Raw genomic sequence first — 22,568 nt, forward strand, 5'->3', positions numbered from 1 at the left:
AATTGGTGCAGAGTATTTTGGATTTCATGGTAACTCCGCTTAAATTGCTTTTTTATCTAGTAGTGAAGAAGGTAATGTAACTATTATTCTTTCTATTATGACGATTGGTATTAGACCAGGTGTGCAAGTTGTCGAACGCTCTACGAAATCCTTTAAATACGAAATCTATGTGGCTTTTCAAGTGAAAACAAGTATGTAGTGGAAGATTTAAGGCTAGACTTTTGAAGGTGATTTATTTTTCTTGGAATTGTCTATACGTTGCATGCTTACTTCTATACGATAAGACACAAGCTGTTGATAGAATGTTCGTAAATCAAAGGAAAGATCATTTCTTTTCTATTAATGAATGATCTACCAAAGCTAAGTTTAGTTGGTAGCATTAAACTTATTATTATTTCTTCCCTATAAATATATTTTTTTATAATTAATAGCGGACGAAGTGCCTATTCTTATGATATAATCAATTAGTTGCAGTTTAATGCAGTTTTATTATATTATAGGAGCAGTTCAGAGTAGTTTAATGTGCACGATCGTGTGACAAGAAGAGCTACACTTTGCTATATTAGTTAAGATGGATCTCGTATTTTTTATGGAAAGGAGAGATATTCGATGGCTAAAGACGATGTAATCGAAATTGAAGGCACAATCACTGAAACTTTGCCGAACGCCATGTTTAAGGTAGAATTAGAAAATGGTCATACTGTATTGGCTCACGTTTCTGGTAAAATCCGCATGCATTTCATCCGTATTTTACCTGGTGATAAAGTAACGGTTGAGTTATCTCCATATGACTTAACTCGCGGAAGAATTACTTACCGCTTTAAATAATCTGATTGCACTCCGTACTATCAAGGAGGTTAGGATAATGAAAGTTAGACCATCTGTTAAACCAATCTGCGAAAAATGTAAAGTTATCCGCAGACGTGGTAAAGTTATGGTTATCTGTGAAAACCCTAAACACAAACAAAAACAAGGTTAATAACAAGGAGGTGCGCATATAGATGGCACGTATTGCTGGTGTGGATATTCCACGTGAAAAACGTGTAGTAATATCTTTAACATACATTTACGGTATTGGAAAAAATACTGCACAACAAGTATTAGCAGAAGCAGGTGTTTCTGAAGATACACGCGTTCGTGATTTAACAGAAGATGAATTAAACAAAATTCGTGATATTATCGACCGTTTAAAAGTAGAAGGGGATCTACGTCGTGAGATTTCTCTAAACATTAAGCGTCTAATGGAAATTGGTTGTTACCGTGGTCTTCGTCACCGTCGTGGCTTACCAGTTCGCGGACAAAACACGAAAAACAACGCTCGTACACGCAAAGGTCCTCGTAAGACTGTAGCTAATAAGAAAAAATAATCGGTAAAGGAGGTACAATATAATGGCACGTAAAACTAATACACGTAAACGTCGTGTTAAAAAGAATATTGAAGCTGGTGTAGCTCATATTCGTTCTACTTTCAATAATACTATCGTAACTATTACAGACGTTCATGGAAATGCTCTTTCATGGTCAAGCGCAGGTGCACTTGGATTCAGAGGTTCTCGTAAATCTACTCCATTTGCTGCACAAATGGCTGCTGAAACTGCTGCTAAAGCATCAATGGAACACGGTATGAAAACTTTAGAAGTAACAGTTAAAGGACCAGGTGCAGGTCGTGAGGCTGCAATTCGTGCTCTTCAAGCTGCAGGACTAGAAGTTACAGCAATTAGAGACGTAACTCCAGTTCCTCATAACGGTTGCCGACCACCTAAACGTCGCCGAGTTTAATTTTTCTGTATAAATTTTGTATCCTTGTCTATAATGGGATATGACTAAAACTTTTAGAACCCGTACAGATTTATTAACTAACCCAGTTGTTGTGCACAAGCGGGAACGTAAACATGGGGAATTTCGGTAAAGCTTACCGGGGTTTCGACGTTTTGAAGGAGGGTATATCTTGATGATCGAAATAGAAAAACCAAAAATCGAAACGGTTGAGATCAACGATGATGCCAAGTATGGTAAATTCGTCGTCGAGCCACTTGAGCGTGGATATGGTACTACTTTGGGTAACTCCTTACGTCGTATTCTACTATCCTCACTGCCAGGTGCCGCTGTCACATCCATTCAAATTGATGGGGTACTTCATGAGTTCTCAACAATTGAAGGCGTCGTAGAAGATGTTACAGCTATCATATTAAATATCAAAAAACTAGCATTGAAAATATACTCTGATGATGAAAAAACTTTAGAGATTGATATGCAAGGTGCAGGAGTAGTTACAGCAGCAGATATTACACATGATAGTGATGTAGAGATCTTAAATCCAGATCTTCATATCGCAACTTTAGGCAGCAACGGAAACTTCCGTATGCGTTTAACAGCAAAGCGTGGTCGTGGGTACACACCAGCTGAGCAAAATAAGCGTGAAGATCAGCCTATTGGTGTAATTCCTATTGACTCTATCTTTACACCAGTATCTCGTGTTTCTTATCAAGTAGAGAATACTCGTGTTGGTCAAATGACTAATTATGATAAGTTAACTTTTGACGTTTGGACTGACGGTAGTACAGGTCCTCAAGATGCTGTTGCACTTGGTGCAAAGATTTTAACTGAGCATTTAAATATCTTTGTTGGTTTAACTGATGAAGCACAAAATGCTGAGATTATGGTAGAAAAAGAAGAAGATCAAAAAGAAAAAGTTCTTGAGATGACAATCGAAGAATTAGATCTTTCTGTTCGTTCTTATAACTGCTTAAAGCGTGCTGGTATTAATACCGTACAAGAATTAGCAAATAAGACGGAAGAAGATATGATGAAAGTTCGAAACTTAGGTAGAAAATCTCTAGAAGAAGTAAAACATAAATTAGAAGAGCTTGGATTAGGCTTAAGAAAAGATGACTGATTAGTCTCTTGACTATGTCTATAAAGCTTGTACTTTAACAAAAGGAGGGAATCTCACATGGGTTACAGAAAGTTAGGACGCACAAGCGCACAACGTAAAGCAATGTTACGTGACTTAACTACAGACTTAATCATCAATGAGCGCATTGAAACAACTGAAGCTCGTGCAAAAGAACTTCGTTCTGTTGTAGAAAAAATGATTACACTTGGTAAACGTGGAGATCTACATGCACGTCGCCAAGCAGCTGCTTATGTACGTCACGAGGTAGCTAACGCTGAAACAAAACAAGATGCTGTACAAAAATTGTTCAGTGATGTTGCTGCTCGTTATACTGATCGTCAAGGTGGTTACACTCGTATCATGAAAATGGGACCTCGTCGTGGAGACGGAGCACCAATGGTAATTATCGAGTTAGTGTAATAGGATTTAAAAGAAACTTAGGGTGCGGGACAGTTTATAATGTTATGAAACTTGTTCAAGTGCCCTTTTTCTTTAATTCTCGCTTTTTGATCAAGCCAAAATAGAGTGTTACGATGAGCATTTATTTTTATTAATGACTCGTCTAGCTCGTGCGCCTCTTCTTTCGATTCATCGTTCGAATGAGGTGCGGGCTTTTTTCATTTTTAATTAGGACTGCAGGGTGCTAAGAAGTGGAATACCATAAGATATATTTTAACAAGCATAGAAATAGGATATCAAAGATTATACAAATAATCTTATGTTAAACCAATTCAAAGCTCGCCCAATTGGCGAGTTTATTTTTTTATTATCTATGGTTTATGGTTAGTGAGAGTATCACCTCTTGCTTATGAAATTTCGTGAAAGATAGGTGGGAAATCTACTGTCCGTTTAGGTACGATTGCTTCAACTAATCATCAGTGAGGCTGTAGGAACTGCCCACTGATGTAAGTTTCATTTTATGTAACAATTTGTACTTTGATTATAAAGGTTTTATATATTATATTATCGATAATATCTAGTAAGTAAATGGTGGGGTTGTAATGGACCAAAAGATTTTAGTAAAGGTAGAAGATGTATCCTTTAAATATGAGGAGCAATTAGAGAACGCCCTTGATCATGTTTCTTTTCATGTTAATAGGGGGGAATGGGTTGCTATAGTTGGGCATAATGGTTCCGGTAAGTCTACGCTAGCTAAGTTATTAAATGGATTACAATTCTCTAATGAAGGTTCAATTATAATAGATAGTATTCCGATAACGGAAGATTCTGTGTGGGATATTAGAAAAAAGGTTGGAATGGTATTCCAGAATCCCGATAACCAGTTTGTTGGTACAACGGTTAAGGATGATGTGGCTTTTGGTTTAGAAAATAACGCAGTTCCAAGGAATGAGATGGTAACAAGAGTAGAAAGTTCTTTAGAAAAAGTTAAGATGTTATCTTTTCTTGATCAAGAGCCACATCATCTATCTGGTGGACAAAAGCAGAGAGTCGCTATTGCAGGAATTATTGCATTGAAACCTGAAATTATTATATTAGATGAGGCTACCTCTATGCTTGATCCGCAAGGAAGAGAAGAAGTTTTTGAAATCATGAGAGATTTACAAAAGGAAAATATGACGATTATCTCCATTACCCATGATTTAGATGAGGCTGCTAAAGCAGACCGTATCATCGTAATGAATAAGGGGAAAGTGTATAAAGAAGGAAGTCCTAAAGAAATTTTTAAGCTTCAGAAGGAACTTGTAGATATTGGTTTAGACATCCCTTTTACAATTAAATTAAGAGAAAGTTTAATGAACAAGGGGATTTCATTAGAAGAAGTATATTTAACAGAAGAAGAGTTGGTGACAGGCATATGGACATCTCACTTCAAAAAGTAGAGTATCGTTACCAGGAAAATTCGCCGTTTGAACGTTTAGCGATAGAGGATGTAAACTTTGACATTCCATCAGGAAGCTATGTAGCAATTATTGGCCACACTGGATCTGGCAAATCGACTATTTTACAGCATCTTAATGCTCTTATAACACCAACTAAAGGAACGGTCGTAATAGGTGACCGTAAAATTGAAGGTGGACAAAAGCACAAGAACCTGCGGAGTATACGGCAAAAAGTAGGTATTGTTTTTCAGTTTCCAGAACAGCAGCTGTTTGAAGAAACGGTTGAAAAGGATATTTGTTTTGGTCCTCTTAATTTTGGGATTTCAGAGTCGGAGGCAAAGAAAAGAGCAGAAAAGGCATTAGGAGAAGTGGGATTATCAAAAGAGTTCCTCCTAAAGTCTCCTTTTGATTTATCTGGTGGTCAGATGAGAAGAATTGCCATTGCGGGTGTTTTAGCAATGGAGCCGGATGTACTTGTTTTAGATGAGCCGACAGCTGGTTTAGATCCAAGAGGCAGACGAGAAATAATGGATATGTTTTACAAGCTTCATAAGGAGCGAAATTTAACGACCATTTTAGTTACGCATAGTATGGAAGATGCAGCACATTATGCTGATCAAATTGTTATTATGAATAAAGGGAAAGTTCATCGCCAGGGAACTCCGCTTGAGATATTTAGGGATGCAGAAGATTTGGCCACTATTGGGTTGAATGAGCCTGAGGTGGTTCGATTTCAAAAAAAAATAGAAGAAAAATTTGGAATAAAAATGGGACAAGTACATTTAAAGATGGAAGACTTCACAGAAGAGCTGGCAGTGTATTTAAAAAAGAAAGTAGGGAGTAGTTAATGGGAAAAATGATTATTGGCCGTTTTATTCCCGTTGATTCGCTATTGCATAGAATGGACCCCCGTTCAAAATTACTGCTTGTTTTTCTATTTATTTGCATTGTGTTTTTAGCTAACAATATTTGGAGCTATTCTTTATTAATTATATATGTAGGTACGTTAGTAGCTATATCTAATGTACCGATAAAGTATATTTATTTAGGATTAAGACCCATTTTTTGGCTAATTATCTTTACGTTTATCTTGCATTTATTTTTCACGAAGAATGGAGAGCTATTGTTTGAATGGGGATGGATTACCATTTATGAAGAAGGAGTGAGAATGGGAATTCTGATTTCGATTCGATTCTTCCTGCTTATTATTATGACATCCTTGCTTACGTTAACAACTACACCAATTGAGTTAACAGATGCAATTGAAACACTGTTAGGGCCGTTAAAGAAAGTGAAATTTCCAGTTCATGAATTGGCACTTATGATGTCTATTTCTTTGCGATTCATTCCAACTTTAATGGATGAAACAGAGAAAATTATGAAGGCTCAGATGGCAAGAGGAGTAGAATTTTCGAGTGGTTCTATTAAAAGCCGGATTCAAGCAATTATTCCTTTATTGATTCCTTTATTTGTTAACTCCTTTAAACGGGCGGAGGAGCTCGCTATTGCGATGGAAGCACGCGGTTATCAAGGTGGAGAAGGAAGAACAAAGTATCGTCAATTAGTATGGAATCCAATCGATACAATCATGATTATTATTTTGATTCTAGTAACAGCTTTGCTGTTTTTATTAAGAACATAGTGGAGAATAAGATGCAACGATACAAATGTACAATAAGCTATGATGGTTCAAATTATAGTGGTTTTCAGATTCAACCAAAGGATCGAACGGTGCAAGGTGAAATCGAAAAGGCTTTAAGAAAGCTTCATAAAGGGTTAGAGATAAAGATTCAGGCATCAGGTAGGACAGATGCTGGTGTTCATGCGAAGGGACAAGTCATTCATTTTGATAGCTCGCTTGATATTCCAGCAGAAAAATGGCCTATTGCACTAAATACCTTGTTGCCCCATGATATAGTAGTTGCTGATGCTGTGAGAGTGTCTGAAGCCTTTCATGCAAGATATAATGTAACAGCAAAAGAATACCGTTACTTTATTCAATTAGGGGAGCGGAGAGATCCATTTAAACGCCATTATGCCTATTATTATCCATATTCTCTAAATGTAGAGGCAATGAGAGAGGCACTTACCTATTTTATTGGAGAATATGATTTTACTAGTTTCTGCTCTGCTAAGACAGATAAAGAAAGAAAAGTAAGAACTGTAACTGGGGTAAAGTTAATAGAGGAAGAAAATATGCTAATATTTTCCTTCCGAGGGAATGGGTTCCTTTATAATATGGTGCGCATTATGGTTGGAACATTACTAGATGTTGGAAGAGGAAAGAAATCCCCACAGGATATCCCTGTGATTATTGAGAAAAAGGATAGAAAAGCGGCCGGGAAAACCGCTTCTGCGAATGGATTGTATCTTTGGAAAGTAATGTATGAATGAATGCCGTATATGTCCAGCCACAATTATAATTTCTATGAAGTTGGAATGCCAAAATAGCTTATTTATATGTAAAAATCATTATTTAGTAAGTGAAAATAAATAGAAAGATAATTTTTTTCTCATAACAACTAAACCTGGTGTAACATTCCCTTGACATATACTAGTCTAGGATATATCATAATATGGTATGTATTTTAATCCCACATTAAGCCCCGGAACTTAATTGTGTGAACATATAGACGTAAGAACAGAACATTCGTAATTTAAAAAAATTATAATTAAACATTTCAGGAGGGAAACTCATGCGTACAACGTTTATGGCTAATTCAAACACTGTTGATCGTAAATGGTACGTGATTGATGCTGAAGGCAAAACTTTAGGTCGTCTTGCTAGTGAAGTAGCATCAATTCTACGTGGTAAACATAAACCAACTTTCACACCTCATGTGGATACTGGTGATCATGTTATTCTTTTAAATGCTTCAAAAATCGAATTGACTGGTAAAAAATTAACTGACAAAATTTACTACCGTCACTCTATGCACCCAGGTGGATTAAAACAAAGAACAGCTTTAGAAATGCGTACTAACTATCCAGAGCAAATGTTAGAACTTGCAATCAAAGGTATGCTTCCAAAGAATTCTCTTGGTCGTCAAATGTATAGAAAATTACATGTATATGCTGGTAGCGAACATCCGCACCAAGCTCAACAACCAGAAGTTTACGAACTTCGTGGATAATTAATTAAGGGAGGTAAAACAAATGGCACAGGTTCAATATATCGGTACTGGTCGTCGTAAAAGCTCTGTTGCTCGTGTACGTTTAGTTCCAGGTGACGGACAAATCATCATCAATGGTCGTGAAATCGAAAGTTATATCCCGTTTGCAGCTTTACGCGAAGTTGTTAAACAACCATTAGTAGCTACTGAAACTACTGGAAGCTACAATATTTTAGTAAATGTTAACGGTGGAGGTTATACTGGTCAAGCTGGCGCTATCCGTCATGGTATCGCTCGTGCTTTACTTCAAGTGGATCCTGAATACCGTCCAACATTAAAGCGTGCAGGATTATTAACTCGTGACGCTCGTATGAAAGAACGTAAAAAATACGGTCTTAAAGGCGCTCGTCGTGCACCTCAGTTCTCAAAACGTTAATTTGTGGCGTTTCAAAGGCTCTTTCCATATTTATGGAGAGGGTCTTTTTTTATGTCTGAAAAGTGCTTTTGACCACACTTTGACCACGAAAATATTTTTGACCACATCTGACCACATCTCATAACTCAATATATCTTTGAAACTTTTGTGCAGTTTGCTCTTTTAGCGTATCTGTTACGTGTGTATAGATGTTCATCGTCATTTGTATATCAGAGTGGCCTAACCGCTCCTGAACCTCTTTTATACTGGCTCCTGCTTCGAATAAAAGGGAAGCATGAGTATGACGTAAACCATGTATTGTAATTTTGTGTAGGTTATGTTTTTTGATTAAAGCGGCCAGCTTTTCGTTTGGATAGGCTAACCGCATCGGAGAGCCATCATCCCTGTCAAAAACCACCTTGTTATTATTCAAATAACCTTTCCCGGCTAAATAAGCTTCATTTTGCTTTATACGCCATTTATTAAGCAGAGAGAGGGTTAGAGGATCCAAGCTAATTAAACGCTTAGATTCCCTTGTTTTGGACGTTTGGAAGATGAATTTACCATCATGATGAAATAACGTTTTGTTTAACCGTATGGAGCCAGCTTCGAAATCAATATCATCCCATGTAAGGGCTAAAATTTCTCCCTTGCGTGCACCGGTATAGATTAACAGATGAAAAAGTACATGATCTCGAAAATCTAATTCATGTTTCGTTATTGAAAGGAAATTACGTATCTCATCCTTTTTCCAATAATTCCGCTCATCCGTTTCATTATCCTCATTAATAATTTCATTTTGCTGTCTTGGTATGGTGACATGCTCTAATGGATTCCTTTCAATAATCTCCATTTTTAAAGCATATTTGAATACTTGGTTAGCCTGTATTTTTAGGCTCTATAATATTTGTTGGGGTTGTCCTACAATTTGTATGCAAAAAAATACACGCATACATCCAATTCTTTTATACTTGAATTGTCGAGAAACAAGTAAAGAAATGGAGATGCGTGTATATGAATTTTAACATTTCTATTCCAGGATTAAAAGATGTGCTGGTAAAAAACGTAGAAGAAGTAGGAGAATATATTCATGTTTATGTAGAGATGGAGCGTAAACCGCACTGTTGTCCAAAGTGTGGCAGTCAAACCAATCGAATTCATGATTATCGCATTCAAAAAATCAAACATTTGAAGTGGTTTGAACGAAAAACGCTGTTGTTCTATAAAAGAAGAAGATATGTTTGTGCTTGCGGAAAGCGATTCTCTGAAATGAACACGTTTGTAGAGTGTTATCAGCGTAGTACGATCGAATGGAACCAGGCAATTGCAATCAAAGCAATAAAAGGAAAAACATATAAAGAGACGGCAGAAGTTTATGGAACATCCCCAACAACAGTTGTTCGTCGTTTCGATCAAATAGCCAAAGAAGCAATTCATCCGGTCACAGAGCTGCCAAAAGTGATAGCTATTGATGAGTACAAAGGCGATACCAAGGAAGGGAAATATCAATTAATTATAGCTAATGGAATCACAAGAGAACCAATTGACATTCTTCCAAATCGGTATAAAAAAACGATTAAACGGTACCTTCAAAAACATGGAGCGCAAGTACAAATCGTAATCATGGATATGAGTCCATCCTTTAAAGCAGCTGTACAAGAAGCTCTGGGTAAACCAGTTATTGTAGCGGACAGGTTTCATTTTTGTCGATATATTTATTGGGCATTAGATAAGGTTAGGCGACGTGTCCAACAAAACTTTCATGCGTATGATCGTAAGAAGTGTAAGAGAATGAAACATGTCTTTCATAAAGCAAAAGATAAGTTAAATAATGAAGAACGTTGGCTTCTAGAGAGATATCTATCTATGTCGGAAGAATTAAAGCAGGCCTATGAACTGAAAGAAGCCTTTCGAGCATGGTTTACAAGGGCTAAAGAAATTGGAAGCACACAAATTAAGAAGGTCAAATATGAACTCGAACAACTTTTAATAAGATTTAAAACCGAAGGTATTTTAGAGATGTCTGATGTAATAAAGACATTCAAGAATTGGCAGACGGAGATACTCAACAGCTTTGTGTACAATTACTCAAATGGTTTTCTTGAGGGGATTAACAATTCCACCAAAGTAATCAAACGAAACGCATTTGGATTTAGAAGTTTTGAGCGCTTTCGTGCCAAGATATTATTAACACATCAATTTAAGGGAATTGGAATACATGTTGGATAAAAACTAGAGAATGAACATTTGTATGTTTGGAGGGTCTAAGACCTTCCAAACATACAAATGCCACCAAGCTTAAGCGCGGTAGCCTAGTATTTTACCCCAACAATTGACTTAGAACCTATTTTTATGTCATTTACCGATTTAATTAATTGAGCGATTTCATTGATCATTTTTTGGCAATATGGTCTTGTTATTTCTTTTATTTTCAATTTGCTGAAGCGGGGCAATATATGCCTATTGAATTTGGATTCAATGGCTTTCTTTGTGCTTAATTTAATCGTTTTCGAATGATTGGAAAACCATTGATCGTATACATTCTGAAAAGTCAGGTTGTCATTCTTTATTGATCTTCCGCTCGCTATTTCTTGTTCAAGCTTGGCAGCAGCTATTTGTGCTTCTTTTTTGGTTTTAAAGCCCCTTCGGGTTGTAGTTTGTCTTTTTCCTGTTTCGGGATTAATTCCAGTGTCCGTCTTAAATAACCACATTTGACCTTGTTTGGTTGTGTATTTTTGAAATGATGCCATTTTTTCACCTCATTTAACCGTTTTTCTTATTAGCGTAAATTTCACATAAGTTATTTAAGTTCATATCTAATGTGGGTTTGTGCTCTAGATATAGTTTTATACATTCATAAGGTGTTGAAGGGTCTTGCCCGTAATTATACTTAAATCCCATTTTCATACTAAAAATAAAATCCACAACTTGGAATAGATGCTCAAATGTTTTAGATGTTTCTCTTACATCTGTTGCTTCTAGTTCATCCCCAATGATTATAGTCAACTGGTTAATGATGTCTTCTGCTTTTTTCCTAATATCAGGAGTAGCTTGTTTCAGTAGATCTTCAAGCAGGCTAAAATCCCTTTGGAAACCATATTGATCTGATGTTCTTATGTCTTGTTTTCCGGTTAAATAATCGACGCTTACATCGAAGAAATCAGCCAATGCTAAAAAGGTTGAAACATTCGGTTCCCGGTCTTCCCGCTCGTAATTTCCTAATGTAGTAAAGGGAATATTCAACTTGTCGGCTAAGTCTCTTAAAGTCATATTCTTTTCCCTTCGTAACGTTCTAATTCGTTCTCCAAACATAATTTATCAACCTCCAATGAGTAATTACAAATCAATATTACACATAATGAATACAAATATCAACTTGAATTTCTCAAAACGGGATGATATTGTTTATTTGTACCCAATATGAGTAATTAGGAGATGTTTAAAAGATGAAATGTACAAAACTAATAAAACAAGAGCATCACCTGAAAATTGACAGTAAAAAAATTAAACTTGCTCGAGCGGAAATGGGGTGGACAATCACTAAATTGGCTGATGTATCTGGTGTAAATAGAAAAACCATTGGTGAAATCGAAAAGGGGACTAAAAAAAAGGTACGGTTTTCTACAATCAAACAGATTGCTGAAAACCTAAATAAAGAAGTAGAGGATCTTTGTACTCAAGTTGAAAAAGGGGGATAAATAAATGAATATAAAGCTAGAATTCCCAGAAGAAACGCTAATCATAAATCGGACAGATTTAAAAAATGCATTACAGGAGCTTCTAATGGAATTACAAGAAGAAAACGGGCATGATCAAATATTAACCATAAAAGAAGCTGCCGATTATTTAAAGGTCAGTGTACCCACAATTCGAAACATGATTTCAAGCAAAGAAATTCCTTTTTTTCAAAGAGGGCAAATCATTCGTTTAAATCGCTGGGATGTACAGAAATGGTTGCGAAATAATTCTGGCTGAAGCGGGTGAAGTGTGATGTTAGGATGGGTTAAGCTTTATCGGGATTTATTGCATAAGCCTATTTGGATAGAATCCACACCGGAACAAAAAACCATTCTAATAACACTTCTTTTGATGGTTAATCATCAAGAAAAACAATGGGAATGGCAAGGGGAACCTTATAACGTTACCGCTGGCCAGGTAATTACAAGCTTGGAATCCATTGTTGAAAAATGCGGTAAGGGGATTTCAATTCAAAACGTAAGAACTGCAATAAAGCGGTTTGAAAAATTCGGTTTTCTAACAAATGAATCAACAAACAAAAATAGGCTTATAACCATTAATAATTGGGAGGATTATCAGAATAATGGAGATGGATTAACAAGCAACTTAACAGGCGGCCAACAATCAATTAACAATCGACTAACAACTAACAAGAATGATAAAAAATTAAAGAATGATAAAGAAGTAAAAGATTCTTATTGTCGCAAGTCAAAAACTTACGACGAAAAAAGCATACCGTATCAATTAGCATTAAGACTTTTAAATAACATTAGGGAAAATAATCCGGGATTTAAAGAACCAAATCTTCAAAAATGGTCGGATGACTTTCGTTTAATGATAGAAAGGGACAATCGTTTACCAGAAGAAATATCCACCGTGATTGATTGGTGTCAGCAAGATTCCTTTTGGAAGACAAATATACTTTCTCCATCAAAATTAAGAAAACAGTATGATCAATTGGTTCTGAAAATTCAAACAAGCAGAAATGTAATAAGGAAAAAGAGCCAACAGCATTTTTCATTAGATCGCCCTAGTCATTGGGAAGAACCAAAACCAATTACAAAAGATGAATTTGAGAAAATGAAAGAATGGGAAGATGAACTCCCATTTTAGGAGGTTAAACTATGAGAGTTGCGAGTAGCTTTCTACCTGAGGATGAGAATAACATTTACAAAAAGGCTGTTTTTAGACTCATGCCAGAATTAGAAGGGCATGAGCTAGAAGCGGATTTTCTTAAAAAACTTGTATGCCCGCAGTGTGGACAAGAAAGTGCATCCGCTTTGGTTTACCGCCTAAATAATAATGACAGTTGGAAGCAGTTAGGTGAAACATTCAAATGTTGTAGATGTAGGGATAGGGATATGCTTAATCTTTCTATGGAAAAAGGTTTAAAGGAGCAAAGTCAGCTCATATCTGAAAGGCTTATGAACGACTATTTTCTTCTCCCCGAAAAATTAAAGGGTTCAGGTTTTAAGGATTACCATGAACTAATCCCGTTACTACTGTTGCAAAACAAAGGGCAATTTCCTATGTGAAAACATTTTTAGCTTCCGAACAAGATCGCTACAACCTTTTAATTCAAGGCAATCCGGGAACAGGAAAAACACATTTGTGTGTAGCTATTGCCAGAACGCTAAAAGAAAAAGGTTTTATAGTTGGGTTTTTAACCACAGGACAATTACTTTCAAAAATTAAATCTACGTATAACAAAGCATCTATCATAACAGAAGAAAATATCTTTAAGGATTTAAAAAAGCTAGATTTATTGATTTTGGATGACTTGGGTGCGGAAGCATCGGGAGGAAATGATGATTGGAGAAAGAGTATAATTTTTGAAATAGTAGAAAGTCGGAGTGGTAAACCGACAATCTACACGAGTAATTTGACGGATCAAGACTTACCTATGGTCGTAGGAGAAAGAGTCTTTAGCCGTCTATACGATAATACAAAATTCATTGACTTATTTACAGAAGATTACCGAAAAAAACTTCGGATAAAATAATTATTTCGTGGAGGGATTGAGAATGAAGGACAACAAAACAAGGCAAAAGTTTATTTAATTAAGAGCGAAAGGGATCAGCTTTAGTAAAATTGCCAAGGAACTTAACGTATCGAAGTCAACGCTTATTGCGTGGTCAAAGGAACATCTCATGGAAATAGAAAATATGAAGGCAGTTGAAATTGAATCGTTACAGGAGCAATTTTATATGACAAAAAAAGCCCGTATCGAATTATTAGGACGGCAAGTTGAGCGCATGAAAAAGGAACTTGAAAATAGAGACTTTTCAGATGTCCCGTCGGACAAATTGTTAGATACGTTAAATAAAACGCTAATCCAGTTAAAGAATGATGAAATAGAAATCACTTTCAGAGGGGAGGGCGATACGTTGGAGGATTTAGTAAGCACTATGAATACAGTTACATGGAAACCATAACAAATCCAAAATCAGCCCAAAATAGATATAAGGGTGATATTTCATAGAACAGTTCGAACGAGACGTACAGGAGTGTGGGAGGTCGGGGGTTAGTCACCCCCTCCTACTCAATTTCATTATGGTGTACGTTATAGTAATGTGAATGGGATGATTTTCTTTACATGTTTTCCAACAAAATATATTAAGAAAGCTTTCAGTCTATAGGAACCCATCATTTATAGCGATGTGAAACATATCTTGTGGTACAGTATTCAAGGTCAAAGATGACTTCACCGCTGCACGTTTCTGTTACTGATTCATTTTTAAAACATGCAATATCAAGTGATCTTAAACATTCGACAAAGATTGGGACGGATGCTCCAGGACTGACTGTAGCGACTATTGCTGAACCTGCAATATCAGTGACGCGGACTTCCATGGAACAGCCGCTAGCCGAATTGCCTGTGTTCTTTATCACAATCAACCCGCTAAAATCAAGGTTCGAACGGCTGGTAAAATGGTTGTAATAATTACAATCGCAGGGTTGTGAGATAGGGCCGCAATGTTTAAAGCATCTTAGTTCTTCTTCCTTTCTGCAGAAATCAAATCCTTTGATTTCTTCTGGGCAGAGTTTATGATCATCATTACAATTGTCTTTGGGAATATCATCAGATTCACCTAGCATCATTTCGAAAATATTGGAATCACCATTAAATTCTTCACAACCATCCCATTTGCACTTGTGTTTTTCACAATCAACGCATTTGCACTTGTCTTTCCCGCAATCCTCGCATTTGCACTTGTGTTTTTCACAATCAACGCATTTGCACTTGTCTTTCCCGCAATCCTCGCATTTGCACTTGTGTTTTTCACAATCAACGCATTTGCACTTGTCTTTCCAGCAATCCTCGCATTTGCACTTGTTTTTCCCGCAATCCTCGCATTTGCACTTGTTTTTCCCGCAATCCTCGCATTTGCACTTGTGTTTTTCACAGTCAACGCATTTACACTTGTGTTTTTCACAGTCATCGCATTTGCACTTGTCTTTTTCACAGTCATCCGATCTGCAATGATGCTTTCCATGATGCTCAAAATAATGTTTTCCCTTTTCACTGTGTTTAAGTTTAAACACGGATTTTGACTTTCCAGTACATATACTTTCGTTAATGTATATTTTTGGGCCCCCAACGCTTCTATGACATTGATTGCATCGTTGGAAGCCCCTACACCCACAGGATCTATTTATAAAAAACATACAAAAGCTTCCTCCCCATATTCTTGAAAGATACTATCAATATATGTATATTGGGTTTCTTGGCATGGGCTGATTAACCAATATAAACACCCATTTTTGGGTGTTTATATTGGTTAATTCACCTACAATACAAATTTAGTTCAAAATTAGCTATGCTTTTTTTCAGAAATTCCTCATAAATAATAAACAGGGATTCTTCTTTAAAAATATTAAAGAAAAATACATTGGAGGGGATTAACTAAATTCTTGTGGGATCATTTCTTAGTTAATTATGAACATTAAGAGGGATTCTTCACACTGATGAATTATTTTGTCAAAGTTCATTACTTATAGACAAAGTCTTGTCGCACAGTATTCAAGGTCAAAGATGACTTCGCCACTGCAAGTTGCTGGTACAGGAAGCTCTGGTTCATTTGGAAGACAAGCAATATCAAGCGAAGTTAACCCTTCAACAAAGATTGGAACTGATGCTCCAGCGCTAACTGTTGCAACAATTGCAGTGCCTGCTCTATCTGTAACACGGATCTGCATAGAACAGCCGCTAGTTGGATTCCCTGTATTTTTAATCACAACTAACCCGCTAAATTCAAAATTAGTCCTGCTGGTAAAATAGTTATAGAATAATGCATCACATGGCTGGGAAATTGGCTCGCAATGTTTAAAGCACCTTAATTCATTTCTTTGTTTGCACAAATTGAATCCTTTTACACGGTCTGGGCAAGGCTCTTTCTCTTCGTACCAATTTTTTTTAGGCATTTCACATTTTTCATATCCATGATGATCATATCCATGATGATTCATCTTCGGATGATTTCCCATTCTTCTTTTGCAAGTGCACTCTTCCTGTTCTTTACAGCCGCAATGTTTACCTTCTGAATGATATATCATCAAATTACTTCCTCCTTGAGATTAAGTTTCTAAATTCAATAATAATATATGCTTCTAGGTTTTTTGCGTATAGGTTAATCAACTAATACAAACATCCATTTTTGGAGGGAAAGAAAAAGGCTGATTAGGTGTTAGTAGTAATATTCGTGCCTTAAAATCTTCTGATAGATAATTGATTTTTAATGCAGCATGTTAGTGCATAAATTCTAGGCACTATCTATTGTGCCCAATGTTTGACTAACAACGGTAAATCCACTTATGGCACATAGTGAGAAGACACAAATCGAGTCTAGATCAGTAATATCGTTTACAAAGTAAGCAAGGCAGTCTTTTACCGTAAGCACATAAAGAGGAAGTGCTGTGGTCTGCCCCTTGAGATAAACATCAAGGAGAAGTCCGAAGTTGGCTGTACACCTTAACTCTTCTCCAATACCTGAAGCACAGCAAGGACAATTACATGGTTTCTTCCTTTTTTGGTAGGAACAATCTTCAGTGTCTTCATAAGCCTGTTGGAGGAGAAATTCATAAACATTGGAAATTTCAGGAGTAGCATCTGTATCTGTCGCGCATATACCTGCAACATCACATAATTGTACGGCTGTATTCGGAACAATCGTAATCTGGTCAGCAGGTCTAAACCTAAGGACTGAACAATCCACTATATCTGAAATGACTTGTCCTTCAGATGGATTCGGCAATCCGTTCACTGTGCTGAAATATATGTCGATTGCTCGATTTGCTGGATTTGTTAAAGTAGTTTGGAAATTTTGTACTTTTCTTAATAGGTCTGCAAGATTTTGGACACAGCAATCACAATCTTTTGGACATTTATTTTCCTTACATTTGCAATTTTCCATGTCGTCCCCCCTTTGATTGTGATCCTTTTTCTTCTTATTTTTCTCAAAGAAGTCATCTGGAAAAATTATAGTAGGCTTACAGTCTCCACACTGAACATTCACATTGACTCCATCCACGTCCACCGGGGTTGAAATGGTCTGGTTATTTTCCATAGTTTGATCGCCATGTCTTTGGGCTTGTAACTGAGGTCCTTGAGTTTGGTCCTGGTCTTCGGTTTGGTCCTGGATTTGCGTTTGCTCTTGTATCTCATTTTGGCTTTGTGTTTGAGGCCCTTGAGTTTGATTTCCTTGGGTTTGGTCGCCTTGTTGTTGTTCTTGCGTTTGAGGCCCTTGACTTTGCCCTTCTTGGATTTGTTCTTGATTCTGAGGCCCTTGTGCCTGTTCAAGCCCACCCTGTTGTTGTAGTTGTTGCTGTTCTTGTTCCCCAATGGATTGGCATTGTGGATTATGCTCAGAGAATGTTTGGTCACAATGTTCGGTTACTTCTTGGTTAACTGTGTCCGAATGGTAGGAGTCTTTACATGTGCAAAACCTTTGTTGTTTAAAGCACCCCTTACATAATCCATAGCTATCGCTATTGGTAAAACTCATAAGTAACACCACCTTTCAGTAGTATCATATGGTAATAGGAAATGATATGAATGGACAAATAGTCCACATTCAAAAAAAGGGCGAATATTTTGATAGTCAGCTTTATTAAATAATTATTCTTTTCGCAATAGGGGGAAACTTATAAATGATTTGTCATATAAATGAGTTGGTTTTGTTACTTTCTGTTCTCCTTGTGGGAAAAATGCACAAGGTAAGGAAGCAGTTAGAAGGTATTCAAACTCTGAGCCAGTAACTATAGGATGTAGCTAGGGCTGTGGCTATATGAAGACAGTCGAAGACCAGTTTTTGAGGACGTTTCACTTAATATGCAGGTACACGTAAATTCTAAGGCAATACCTTTGATTTTGCTTTGGGTTAGGCTGGGACGGTGTCATCTAGGACGAACGGAAAAGTACAAAAAATAGAAATTTTATGATAAAGAGAAGCTCAGTCCTTTATTGGATATGGACTTCATTATTGTGAATTATAATACTTAAAGAAAACCAGCTATTAGTTTATGAATTTTTTAAAATAAAAACATTCATTACTAAATATGTTCATACCAAATAACCTTTCTCTATCTTGTAAATATGGAAAATATCGAGAAATTATAAAATTGATTATTGTGGAAAAGGCCAATGAATGTGGCATTTTCCCTGATCAGATAGCTGTAAAGTCTAGTGATATTTGATGGTATTGAAGGAATCGACTTACTTTCTAGGGGGTGTTCAATTCGATTATTTTATAACAAAACAGGCTCTCCAAGAGGGGGGGATTGCCCGTTTGCCTACGTTCTTACTGTGCTCACGAACTCATCCGCAAGAACTGCGATGACGCAACTTATCGGTAGTCACCGAAAGGGGGATGCTGCTTACTTTAAACTAGAAGAGCGACCTTTATCGGAAGTGTTTAAAGATATACTTGAGGGAGCTACGTGCCTTTTACATTACTTAGGTGTTAATCTTCTGTTCGTCAAAGTCTCTTCGGAACAATAGAATGTTCAACGTCAGCTTTCTAATATTTAATTCATTGGATAGTGGAAGGGCTTTTTCTGTCCTCGAGCTTGTCCTCGACTTGATAATGTCCCATTTAAAATTATTGTTTTGGATCCTTGCAAAATATTGATATATAGTCTTTTTTTATCCTATTTTTTTAATATTTTATTTAAACATGAATGGGCGGCATGATGTAATAATATGCGTAAATGGATGCCCCATTTTATTTGAGGCACCCTGTTTCTTTGACCACAATCTGACCACTAAACATATAGAATTGTATATTATTCTGTTTTCCTTTTAGAGAATAAAAGTGGACAAACCTTGATGTGACAGGAACTGTTTGGTTTTGTGTTTCTTTATATTATCTGCACATATGAAAGAACGTAAAAAATACGGTCTTAAAGGCGCTCGTCGTGCACCTCAGTTCTCAAAACGTTAATTTGTGGCGTTTCAAAGGCTCTTTCCATATTTATGGAGAGGGTCTTTTTTTATGTAATAAAGTTTCTTTTGTTCCCATTTTAGGCATTATCATTTATGGTTCAAGATACTTTTGGAACTTGCCGCAATATGTTGATGTAACAAAATGAAACCATTTATATGGTACGACGTATAAAAAGAAATGGAATTTAGGTTGTAAGTACCTATGTGTAAAGAAGATAACCATTATCGTTAAAGTGGAGGGATAACATGAGGAAATTTGTTGGGATAGTCATTATAGCTTTTAGTTTATTATTGGGTCTTTTCTGTGCAATCGCTTTTCCTCAGGATATTATCTTTGCTAATATCGTGTTGTGAATTATTAGTGTTCCTCTATATATTTGCGGTCAAATGATCAGAACTTCGAAGGCTAAATTTAAACAGCAAGGAAAGCGCTGGATAGCCAACTATCTCTTCTTCTTCTTTATCATCCCTGTACTAATTTATTTGAATATATTCTATGATGATTTAAAAGAAACGACATTTATAGATGAAAAATTTGTCCTTTATGAACCTTCGTCTGGGAAGTTAGGAGAATTTTCTCTCGGGGGCTTTGTTGTTATTTTGATTTTTCTATTTGGTGCTCGATTTCTTTATCCGGATTTAAAGCGAAAAGGGCTATTAAATTCCATTATTATCGGAACGATTATTTTCTTGATTGGTTTCCATTATTTTATGTTCTCTGATTATAGAGGTGTACATGAAGAAAAGGGATTGGTATCAAGTAACTGGAAGGGTGAAAGGCAGATCATTCCTTATGATGAAATAGAAAGCGTATATTTGGAACCTTATGTTCATTATGCAAGCTTATCTAATACATCCGACGAGATGAGGTTTGTTTGGGAAGTGACGTTTTATCCGAGTCACCAAAAAGAAGTAGTGTATCGTTTTTCGATGTTGACGAAGACTGGTTTAGAAGAGACGATTGCGATTAAGAAACTAGCACTGGAACATGATGTACCATTTAATGTGGGAGAAATGAATCAAGAAACATTGGAGTTGTTTAACTTTGATTTAGAATATGAAGGATTAGAAAAAGAACGTTATTACGAGCTTTTTCAATTAAGGTATGATAAATAGAGAGACGAAGTTCCTGAATATATTTGTCTTAGAGGTTATTTTAGTTTTTTGATTGGAATAAGCAAGGTAGGAATAATTTATAAAAAGAAAGATACAGATGTAGTATAAAATTAAATGGAGAAGTGGACTAGAATGATTAGTCCGCTTTTTTTAATGCAAAACGGAGCAAAATAAAAAAGTGTTGAAAAACATATTAAAAATCAATGTAATTAGAGCTAGTTCTCATTCTTTATACTTTCTTTATACTTTTCTAGGCAAATTATTTATATCTATCCCTTATTCTATATCAATCAACATTGAAAGGAAGAATGGTTATGACAGAAACAATTCTTAAAGCAATGAATGTTTCAAAAATATATGGAAAACACAAAGCGCTTGATAAAGTATCAATCGAAATTAAGCGTGGGATGATATACGGTTTAATTGGGGAAAATGGTGCGGGAAAATCGACATTTATGCGTACTGTTATGGGGTTAATCTCAATTGATGAGGGTGACATTGAGCTATTTGGCGAAAGCAGCACGAAGGGATTGCAACATGCAAGAAGAAAAATGGGTCAATCGATTGAAACACCAGCACTTTATCCTGACTTAACAGCTCGAGAAAATCTGAGAGTACAAGCAGCAAACGGTGGGGTAAGTGAACGCGAAATTGATCATTTACTTCGTTTGATGAGTCTTGAAGATACAGGGAAGAAGAAGGTTAAGAATTTCTCATTAGGGATGCGCCAGCGTTTAGCGATTGCATCGACTCTGATTACAAATCCTGAGTTCTTAATTTTAGACGAGCCGACAAACGGTCTTGATCCATCAGGGATTGTGGAGATGCGCGAAATCATACAACGTTTGGTGAAGGATCGAGGGATAACAGTCTTACTTTCTTCCCATTTGCTTGATGAACTATCACAGATTGCTACCCATTATGGGATTTTGCATAAGGGGAAACTCATTAGTGAGCTTTCAAGAGAGCAATTAGCTTCTGAAACTCGTCAATATATTGAATTAGAAACAACCGAGGTTCATAAAGCAGTTGTTGTGCTAGATGAAATGGGGATAAAGGAATATGAGGTTGTAAATGGAACGGAGATTAATATTTATGAACGTTTAGAGGAAGTAGCTTCTATTAACCGTTCGCTTGTATTAGCTAATGTGAATGTTTCGAGAATAGGGACAACAAGACAAAAGCTCGAAGAATATTTTTTACAATTAACAGGAGGAACTATCCATGCTTAATCTCTTAACAGCTGAAAAAATAAAGTTAGTTCGAAGTAAAAAATTATGGATTGTTCTAGGCATTTTATCTTTACTTCCTATTTTGCAAGTAGTGAATAGTAATATTTCCGTGAATTATGGAGCAGAGCTAAATCAAACTAAAGATACAGTGATCAATGGGGCGACAGGAATTTTAATGATGGAGAAAAACGGATTAACCGTTTTACTCGTTATGAGTGCTTTTATTTGTTTTTTTATTGGGGAAGAATTTCAAAAAGGGACGATTCGAAATACATTGTCCTTAGGGCGAAGTCGGACCTATTATTATATGACAAAATTGGCGGTTGCTGCACTGCTTACCCTTGTTGGTGTCATTTTAATGACTGTATTTGGTATAATGGGCTTTTCTGCTGTGTTTGGTTTTGGAGAGGTGGCAGAAATTAGCAATTACCTTTGGTTTGCTATAAAAGCTTTCCTTACACTTTATTTTCTAATTTTGGCAAACGTATCTATCTATGTCATGATTAGTTTTTTAACAAAAAACAGTGCAGTTTCTCTAATTTGGAGTTTCCTTTATACGATAGCAACAGGTTTTGGAGCTGGGATTTTTCAGCAAACCAAGCATTTTAAGCAATTAACATTCTGGTTTACAGAATCCTTCTTGTTTTACTCCGATTTCGCAAAACCAGTAGATATTGCAAAATACCCAGAGATGATATTAGTTAGTATCATCACGATCGTGTTAACCTCCATAATAGGTATCCTTCTGTTTAATCGAACAGACATAAAGTAGG

The 22,568-nt window shown here is 36.3% G+C and carries 29 protein-coding genes and 1 pseudogene; 24 read left to right on the top strand and 6 right to left on the bottom strand.

The features are described from left to right. Positions 1-609: 609 nt before the first annotated feature. From infA to rpsI (ACTQ5K_RS13085), 12 genes are all read left to right on the top strand, one after another. Entirely contained in the window at positions 610-828 is a 219-nt protein-coding gene (infA, locus tag ACTQ5K_RS13030) for a translation initiation factor IF-1 (RefSeq protein ID WP_016204578.1), read from the top strand. A gap of 37 nt (positions 829-865) precedes the next feature. After that, positions 866-979 (top strand): 50S ribosomal protein L36, encoded by a 114-nt coding sequence (gene rpmJ, locus ACTQ5K_RS13035; RefSeq protein WP_000868344.1) that lies wholly within the window; start codon positions 866-868, stop codon positions 977-979. Between the two features lie 22 nt (positions 980-1,001). After that, positions 1,002-1,367: a 30S ribosomal protein S13 gene (rpsM, locus tag ACTQ5K_RS13040; protein WP_031537915.1), complete on the top strand. Its 366-nt coding sequence runs from the start codon at positions 1,002-1,004 to the stop codon at positions 1,365-1,367. A gap of 22 nt (positions 1,368-1,389) precedes the next feature. Then, entirely contained in the window at positions 1,390-1,779 is a 390-nt protein-coding gene (gene rpsK / locus ACTQ5K_RS13045; protein ID WP_031537916.1) for a 30S ribosomal protein S11, read from the top strand. Positions 1,780-1,951: 172 nt separating this feature from the next. Then, entirely contained in the window at positions 1,952-2,896 is a 945-nt protein-coding gene (locus ACTQ5K_RS13050; RefSeq protein WP_048717889.1) for a DNA-directed RNA polymerase subunit alpha, read from the top strand. A 57-nt stretch (positions 2,897-2,953) separates the two neighbouring features. Beyond that, entirely contained in the window at positions 2,954-3,316 is a 363-nt protein-coding gene (rplQ, locus tag ACTQ5K_RS13055; protein ID WP_048717887.1) for a 50S ribosomal protein L17, read from the top strand. Positions 3,317-3,897: 581 nt separating this feature from the next. Continuing rightward, positions 3,898-4,737: an energy-coupling factor ABC transporter ATP-binding protein gene (locus ACTQ5K_RS13060; protein WP_048717885.1), complete on the top strand. Its 840-nt coding sequence runs from the start codon at positions 3,898-3,900 to the stop codon at positions 4,735-4,737. Next, a complete protein-coding gene (locus ACTQ5K_RS13065) occupies positions 4,713-5,585 on the top strand; it encodes an energy-coupling factor ABC transporter ATP-binding protein (protein ID WP_031540204.1) in 873 nt (290 codons plus the stop codon). Before ACTQ5K_RS13060 ends, ACTQ5K_RS13065 begins: the two co-directional genes overlap by 25 nt. Next, positions 5,585-6,379: an energy-coupling factor transporter transmembrane component T family protein gene (locus ACTQ5K_RS13070; protein ID WP_048717883.1), complete on the top strand. Its 795-nt coding sequence runs from the start codon at positions 5,585-5,587 to the stop codon at positions 6,377-6,379. Before ACTQ5K_RS13065 ends, ACTQ5K_RS13070 begins: the two co-directional genes overlap by 1 nt. Positions 6,380-6,390: 11 nt before the next feature. Beyond that, positions 6,391-7,131 (top strand): tRNA pseudouridine(38-40) synthase TruA, encoded by a 741-nt coding sequence (gene truA, locus ACTQ5K_RS13075; RefSeq protein WP_048717882.1) that lies wholly within the window; start codon positions 6,391-6,393, stop codon positions 7,129-7,131. A gap of 302 nt (positions 7,132-7,433) precedes the next feature. After that, positions 7,434-7,871: a 50S ribosomal protein L13 gene (gene rplM / locus ACTQ5K_RS13080; protein ID WP_016204587.1), complete on the top strand. Its 438-nt coding sequence runs from the start codon at positions 7,434-7,436 to the stop codon at positions 7,869-7,871. A gap of 22 nt (positions 7,872-7,893) precedes the next feature. After that, positions 7,894-8,286 (top strand): 30S ribosomal protein S9, encoded by a 393-nt coding sequence (gene rpsI, locus ACTQ5K_RS13085; protein ID WP_016204588.1) that lies wholly within the window; start codon positions 7,894-7,896, stop codon positions 8,284-8,286. Between the two features lie 118 nt (positions 8,287-8,404). Here rpsI (ACTQ5K_RS13085) and ACTQ5K_RS13090 read toward each other — a convergent pair whose 3' ends face one another. After that, a complete protein-coding gene (locus ACTQ5K_RS13090) occupies positions 8,405-9,118 on the bottom strand; it encodes a site-specific integrase (protein ID WP_053094371.1) in 714 nt (237 codons plus the stop codon). Positions 9,119-9,273: 155 nt separating this feature from the next. On the opposite strand from ACTQ5K_RS13090, the gene ACTQ5K_RS13095 reads away from it, so the two are divergent. Next, on the top strand, positions 9,274-10,494 hold the full coding sequence (locus ACTQ5K_RS13095; RefSeq protein ID WP_081836520.1) for an ISL3 family transposase: 1,221 nt from the start codon (positions 9,274-9,276) through the stop codon (positions 10,492-10,494). 83 nt (positions 10,495-10,577) lie between these two features. Here the strand turns inward: ACTQ5K_RS13095 and ACTQ5K_RS13100 are convergent, their stop codons facing one another. Continuing rightward, positions 10,578-11,015, bottom strand: coding sequence for an Arm DNA-binding domain-containing protein (locus tag ACTQ5K_RS13100; protein WP_031540229.1), 438 nt, complete (start codon positions 11,013-11,015; stop codon positions 10,578-10,580). A gap of 13 nt (positions 11,016-11,028) precedes the next feature. After that, the gene (locus tag ACTQ5K_RS13105; protein ID WP_051641032.1) at positions 11,029-11,577 is read right to left on the bottom strand and encodes a helix-turn-helix domain-containing protein; all 549 of its coding nucleotides are present in this window, start codon (positions 11,575-11,577) and stop codon (positions 11,029-11,031) included. A 134-nt stretch (positions 11,578-11,711) separates the two neighbouring features. On the opposite strand from ACTQ5K_RS13105, the gene ACTQ5K_RS13110 reads away from it, so the two are divergent. The 6 genes from ACTQ5K_RS13110 (at position 11,712) to ACTQ5K_RS13135 (ending at position 14,438) form a co-directional block, all read left to right on the top strand. After that, positions 11,712-11,963 carry a helix-turn-helix transcriptional regulator gene (locus ACTQ5K_RS13110; RefSeq protein ID WP_031540231.1) on the top strand — a complete coding sequence of 84 codons (252 nt, stop codon included), beginning with the start codon at positions 11,712-11,714 and terminating at the stop codon, positions 11,961-11,963. 4 nt (positions 11,964-11,967) lie between these two features. Continuing rightward, positions 11,968-12,240 carry a helix-turn-helix domain-containing protein gene (locus tag ACTQ5K_RS13115; protein ID WP_031540233.1) on the top strand — a complete coding sequence of 91 codons (273 nt, stop codon included), beginning with the start codon at positions 11,968-11,970 and terminating at the stop codon, positions 12,238-12,240. Between the two features lie 15 nt (positions 12,241-12,255). Continuing rightward, positions 12,256-13,116: a hypothetical protein gene (locus ACTQ5K_RS13120; protein ID WP_051641033.1), complete on the top strand. Its 861-nt coding sequence runs from the start codon at positions 12,256-12,258 to the stop codon at positions 13,114-13,116. 11 nt (positions 13,117-13,127) lie between these two features. Next, a complete protein-coding gene (locus ACTQ5K_RS13125) occupies positions 13,128-13,538 on the top strand; it encodes a hypothetical protein (RefSeq protein WP_031540235.1) in 411 nt (136 codons plus the stop codon). After that, positions 13,535-14,005: an ATP-binding protein gene (locus ACTQ5K_RS13130; protein WP_048717877.1), complete on the top strand. Its 471-nt coding sequence runs from the start codon at positions 13,535-13,537 to the stop codon at positions 14,003-14,005. The genes ACTQ5K_RS13125 and ACTQ5K_RS13130 overlap by 4 nt, the downstream gene beginning before the upstream one ends. 148 nt (positions 14,006-14,153) lie before the next feature. After that, positions 14,154-14,438 (top strand): hypothetical protein, encoded by a 285-nt coding sequence (locus tag ACTQ5K_RS13135; RefSeq protein WP_031540237.1) that lies wholly within the window; start codon positions 14,154-14,156, stop codon positions 14,436-14,438. Positions 14,439-15,101: 663 nt separating this feature from the next. Here the strand turns inward: ACTQ5K_RS13135 and ACTQ5K_RS13140 are convergent. The 3 genes from ACTQ5K_RS13140 to ACTQ5K_RS13150 form a co-directional block, all read right to left on the bottom strand. Beyond that, the gene (locus ACTQ5K_RS13140; RefSeq protein ID WP_152115736.1) at positions 15,102-15,509 is read right to left on the bottom strand and encodes a hypothetical protein; all 408 of its coding nucleotides are present in this window, start codon (positions 15,507-15,509) and stop codon (positions 15,102-15,104) included. A 490-nt stretch (positions 15,510-15,999) separates the two neighbouring features. Next, positions 16,000-16,560 carry an S-Ena type endospore appendage gene (locus ACTQ5K_RS13145; RefSeq protein WP_031540256.1) on the bottom strand — a complete coding sequence of 187 codons (561 nt, stop codon included), beginning with the start codon at positions 16,558-16,560 and terminating at the stop codon, positions 16,000-16,002. 206 nt (positions 16,561-16,766) lie between these two features. Beyond that, a complete protein-coding gene (locus tag ACTQ5K_RS13150; protein ID WP_152115740.1) occupies positions 16,767-17,417 on the bottom strand; it encodes a hypothetical protein in 651 nt (216 codons plus the stop codon). Between the two features lie 260 nt (positions 17,418-17,677). Between ACTQ5K_RS13150 and ACTQ5K_RS13155 the strand changes: the two genes are divergently transcribed. From ACTQ5K_RS13155 to ACTQ5K_RS13175, 5 genes and pseudogenes are all read left to right on the top strand, one after another. Continuing rightward, positions 17,678-17,911 (top strand): hypothetical protein, encoded by a 234-nt coding sequence (locus ACTQ5K_RS13155; protein WP_152115742.1) that lies wholly within the window; start codon positions 17,678-17,680, stop codon positions 17,909-17,911. A gap of 1,462 nt (positions 17,912-19,373) precedes the next feature. Then, positions 19,374-19,445: pseudogene (gene rpsI / locus ACTQ5K_RS13160) on the top strand (30S ribosomal protein S9); the annotation flags it as partial. 389 nt (positions 19,446-19,834) lie between these two features. Then, on the top strand, positions 19,835-20,563 hold the full coding sequence (locus ACTQ5K_RS13165; RefSeq protein WP_031539605.1) for a hypothetical protein: 729 nt from the start codon (positions 19,835-19,837) through the stop codon (positions 20,561-20,563). 314 nt (positions 20,564-20,877) lie between these two features. Beyond that, positions 20,878-21,795: an ATP-binding cassette domain-containing protein gene (locus ACTQ5K_RS13170; RefSeq protein ID WP_031539606.1), complete on the top strand. Its 918-nt coding sequence runs from the start codon at positions 20,878-20,880 to the stop codon at positions 21,793-21,795. Beyond that, positions 21,788-22,567 carry an ABC transporter permease gene (locus ACTQ5K_RS13175; RefSeq protein WP_031539609.1) on the top strand — a complete coding sequence of 260 codons (780 nt, stop codon included), beginning with the start codon at positions 21,788-21,790 and terminating at the stop codon, positions 22,565-22,567. Before ACTQ5K_RS13170 ends, ACTQ5K_RS13175 begins: the two co-directional genes overlap by 8 nt. The last annotated feature ends 1 nt before the right edge of the window (position 22,568 follow it).

The sequence above is a fragment of the Niallia sp. Sow4_A1 genome (assembly GCF_052116745.1).
GTDB lineage: Bacteria > Bacillota > Bacilli > Bacillales > Cytobacillaceae > Niallia > Niallia hominis.

Excerpts from the sequence above, each read along its gene's own strand:
- infA (WP_016204578.1), top strand. The coding sequence starts at position 610 with ATGGCTAAAGACGATGTAATCGAAATTGAAGGCACAATCACTGAAACT.
- rpmJ (WP_000868344.1), top strand. The coding sequence starts at position 866 with ATGAAAGTTAGACCATCTGTTAAACCAATCTGCGAAAAATGTAAAGTT.
- rpsM (WP_031537915.1), top strand. The coding sequence starts at position 1,002 with ATGGCACGTATTGCTGGTGTGGATATTCCACGTGAAAAACGTGTAGTA.
- rpsK (WP_031537916.1), top strand. The coding sequence starts at position 1,390 with ATGGCACGTAAAACTAATACACGTAAACGTCGTGTTAAAAAGAATATT.
- ACTQ5K_RS13050 (WP_048717889.1), top strand. The coding sequence starts at position 1,952 with ATGATCGAAATAGAAAAACCAAAAATCGAAACGGTTGAGATCAACGAT.
- rplQ (WP_048717887.1), top strand. The coding sequence starts at position 2,954 with ATGGGTTACAGAAAGTTAGGACGCACAAGCGCACAACGTAAAGCAATG.
- ACTQ5K_RS13060 (WP_048717885.1), top strand. The coding sequence starts at position 3,898 with ATGGACCAAAAGATTTTAGTAAAGGTAGAAGATGTATCCTTTAAATAT.
- ACTQ5K_RS13065 (WP_031540204.1), top strand. The coding sequence starts at position 4,713 with ATGGACATCTCACTTCAAAAAGTAGAGTATCGTTACCAGGAAAATTCG.
- ACTQ5K_RS13070 (WP_048717883.1), top strand. The coding sequence starts at position 5,585 with ATGGGAAAAATGATTATTGGCCGTTTTATTCCCGTTGATTCGCTATTG.
- truA (WP_048717882.1), top strand. The coding sequence starts at position 6,391 with ATGCAACGATACAAATGTACAATAAGCTATGATGGTTCAAATTATAGT.
- rplM (WP_016204587.1), top strand. The coding sequence starts at position 7,434 with ATGCGTACAACGTTTATGGCTAATTCAAACACTGTTGATCGTAAATGG.
- rpsI (WP_016204588.1), top strand. The coding sequence starts at position 7,894 with ATGGCACAGGTTCAATATATCGGTACTGGTCGTCGTAAAAGCTCTGTT.
- ACTQ5K_RS13090 (WP_053094371.1), bottom strand. The coding sequence starts at position 9,118 with ATGGAGATTATTGAAAGGAATCCATTAGAGCATGTCACCATACCAAGA.
- ACTQ5K_RS13100 (WP_031540229.1), bottom strand. The coding sequence starts at position 11,015 with ATGGCATCATTTCAAAAATACACAACCAAACAAGGTCAAATGTGGTTA.
- ACTQ5K_RS13105 (WP_051641032.1), bottom strand. The coding sequence starts at position 11,577 with ATGTTTGGAGAACGAATTAGAACGTTACGAAGGGAAAAGAATATGACT.
- ACTQ5K_RS13110 (WP_031540231.1), top strand. The coding sequence starts at position 11,712 with ATGAAATGTACAAAACTAATAAAACAAGAGCATCACCTGAAAATTGAC.
- ACTQ5K_RS13115 (WP_031540233.1), top strand. The coding sequence starts at position 11,968 with ATGAATATAAAGCTAGAATTCCCAGAAGAAACGCTAATCATAAATCGG.
- ACTQ5K_RS13120 (WP_051641033.1), top strand. The coding sequence starts at position 12,256 with ATGTTAGGATGGGTTAAGCTTTATCGGGATTTATTGCATAAGCCTATT.
- ACTQ5K_RS13125 (WP_031540235.1), top strand. The coding sequence starts at position 13,128 with ATGAGAGTTGCGAGTAGCTTTCTACCTGAGGATGAGAATAACATTTAC.
- ACTQ5K_RS13135 (WP_031540237.1), top strand. The coding sequence starts at position 14,154 with ATGGAAATAGAAAATATGAAGGCAGTTGAAATTGAATCGTTACAGGAG.
- ACTQ5K_RS13145 (WP_031540256.1), bottom strand. The coding sequence starts at position 16,560 with ATGATATATCATTCAGAAGGTAAACATTGCGGCTGTAAAGAACAGGAA.
- ACTQ5K_RS13150 (WP_152115740.1), bottom strand. The coding sequence starts at position 17,417 with ATGGAAAATTGCAAATGTAAGGAAAATAAATGTCCAAAAGATTGTGAT.
- ACTQ5K_RS13165 (WP_031539605.1), top strand. The coding sequence starts at position 19,835 with ATGATCAGAACTTCGAAGGCTAAATTTAAACAGCAAGGAAAGCGCTGG.
- ACTQ5K_RS13170 (WP_031539606.1), top strand. The coding sequence starts at position 20,878 with ATGACAGAAACAATTCTTAAAGCAATGAATGTTTCAAAAATATATGGA.
- ACTQ5K_RS13175 (WP_031539609.1), top strand. The coding sequence starts at position 21,788 with ATGCTTAATCTCTTAACAGCTGAAAAAATAAAGTTAGTTCGAAGTAAA.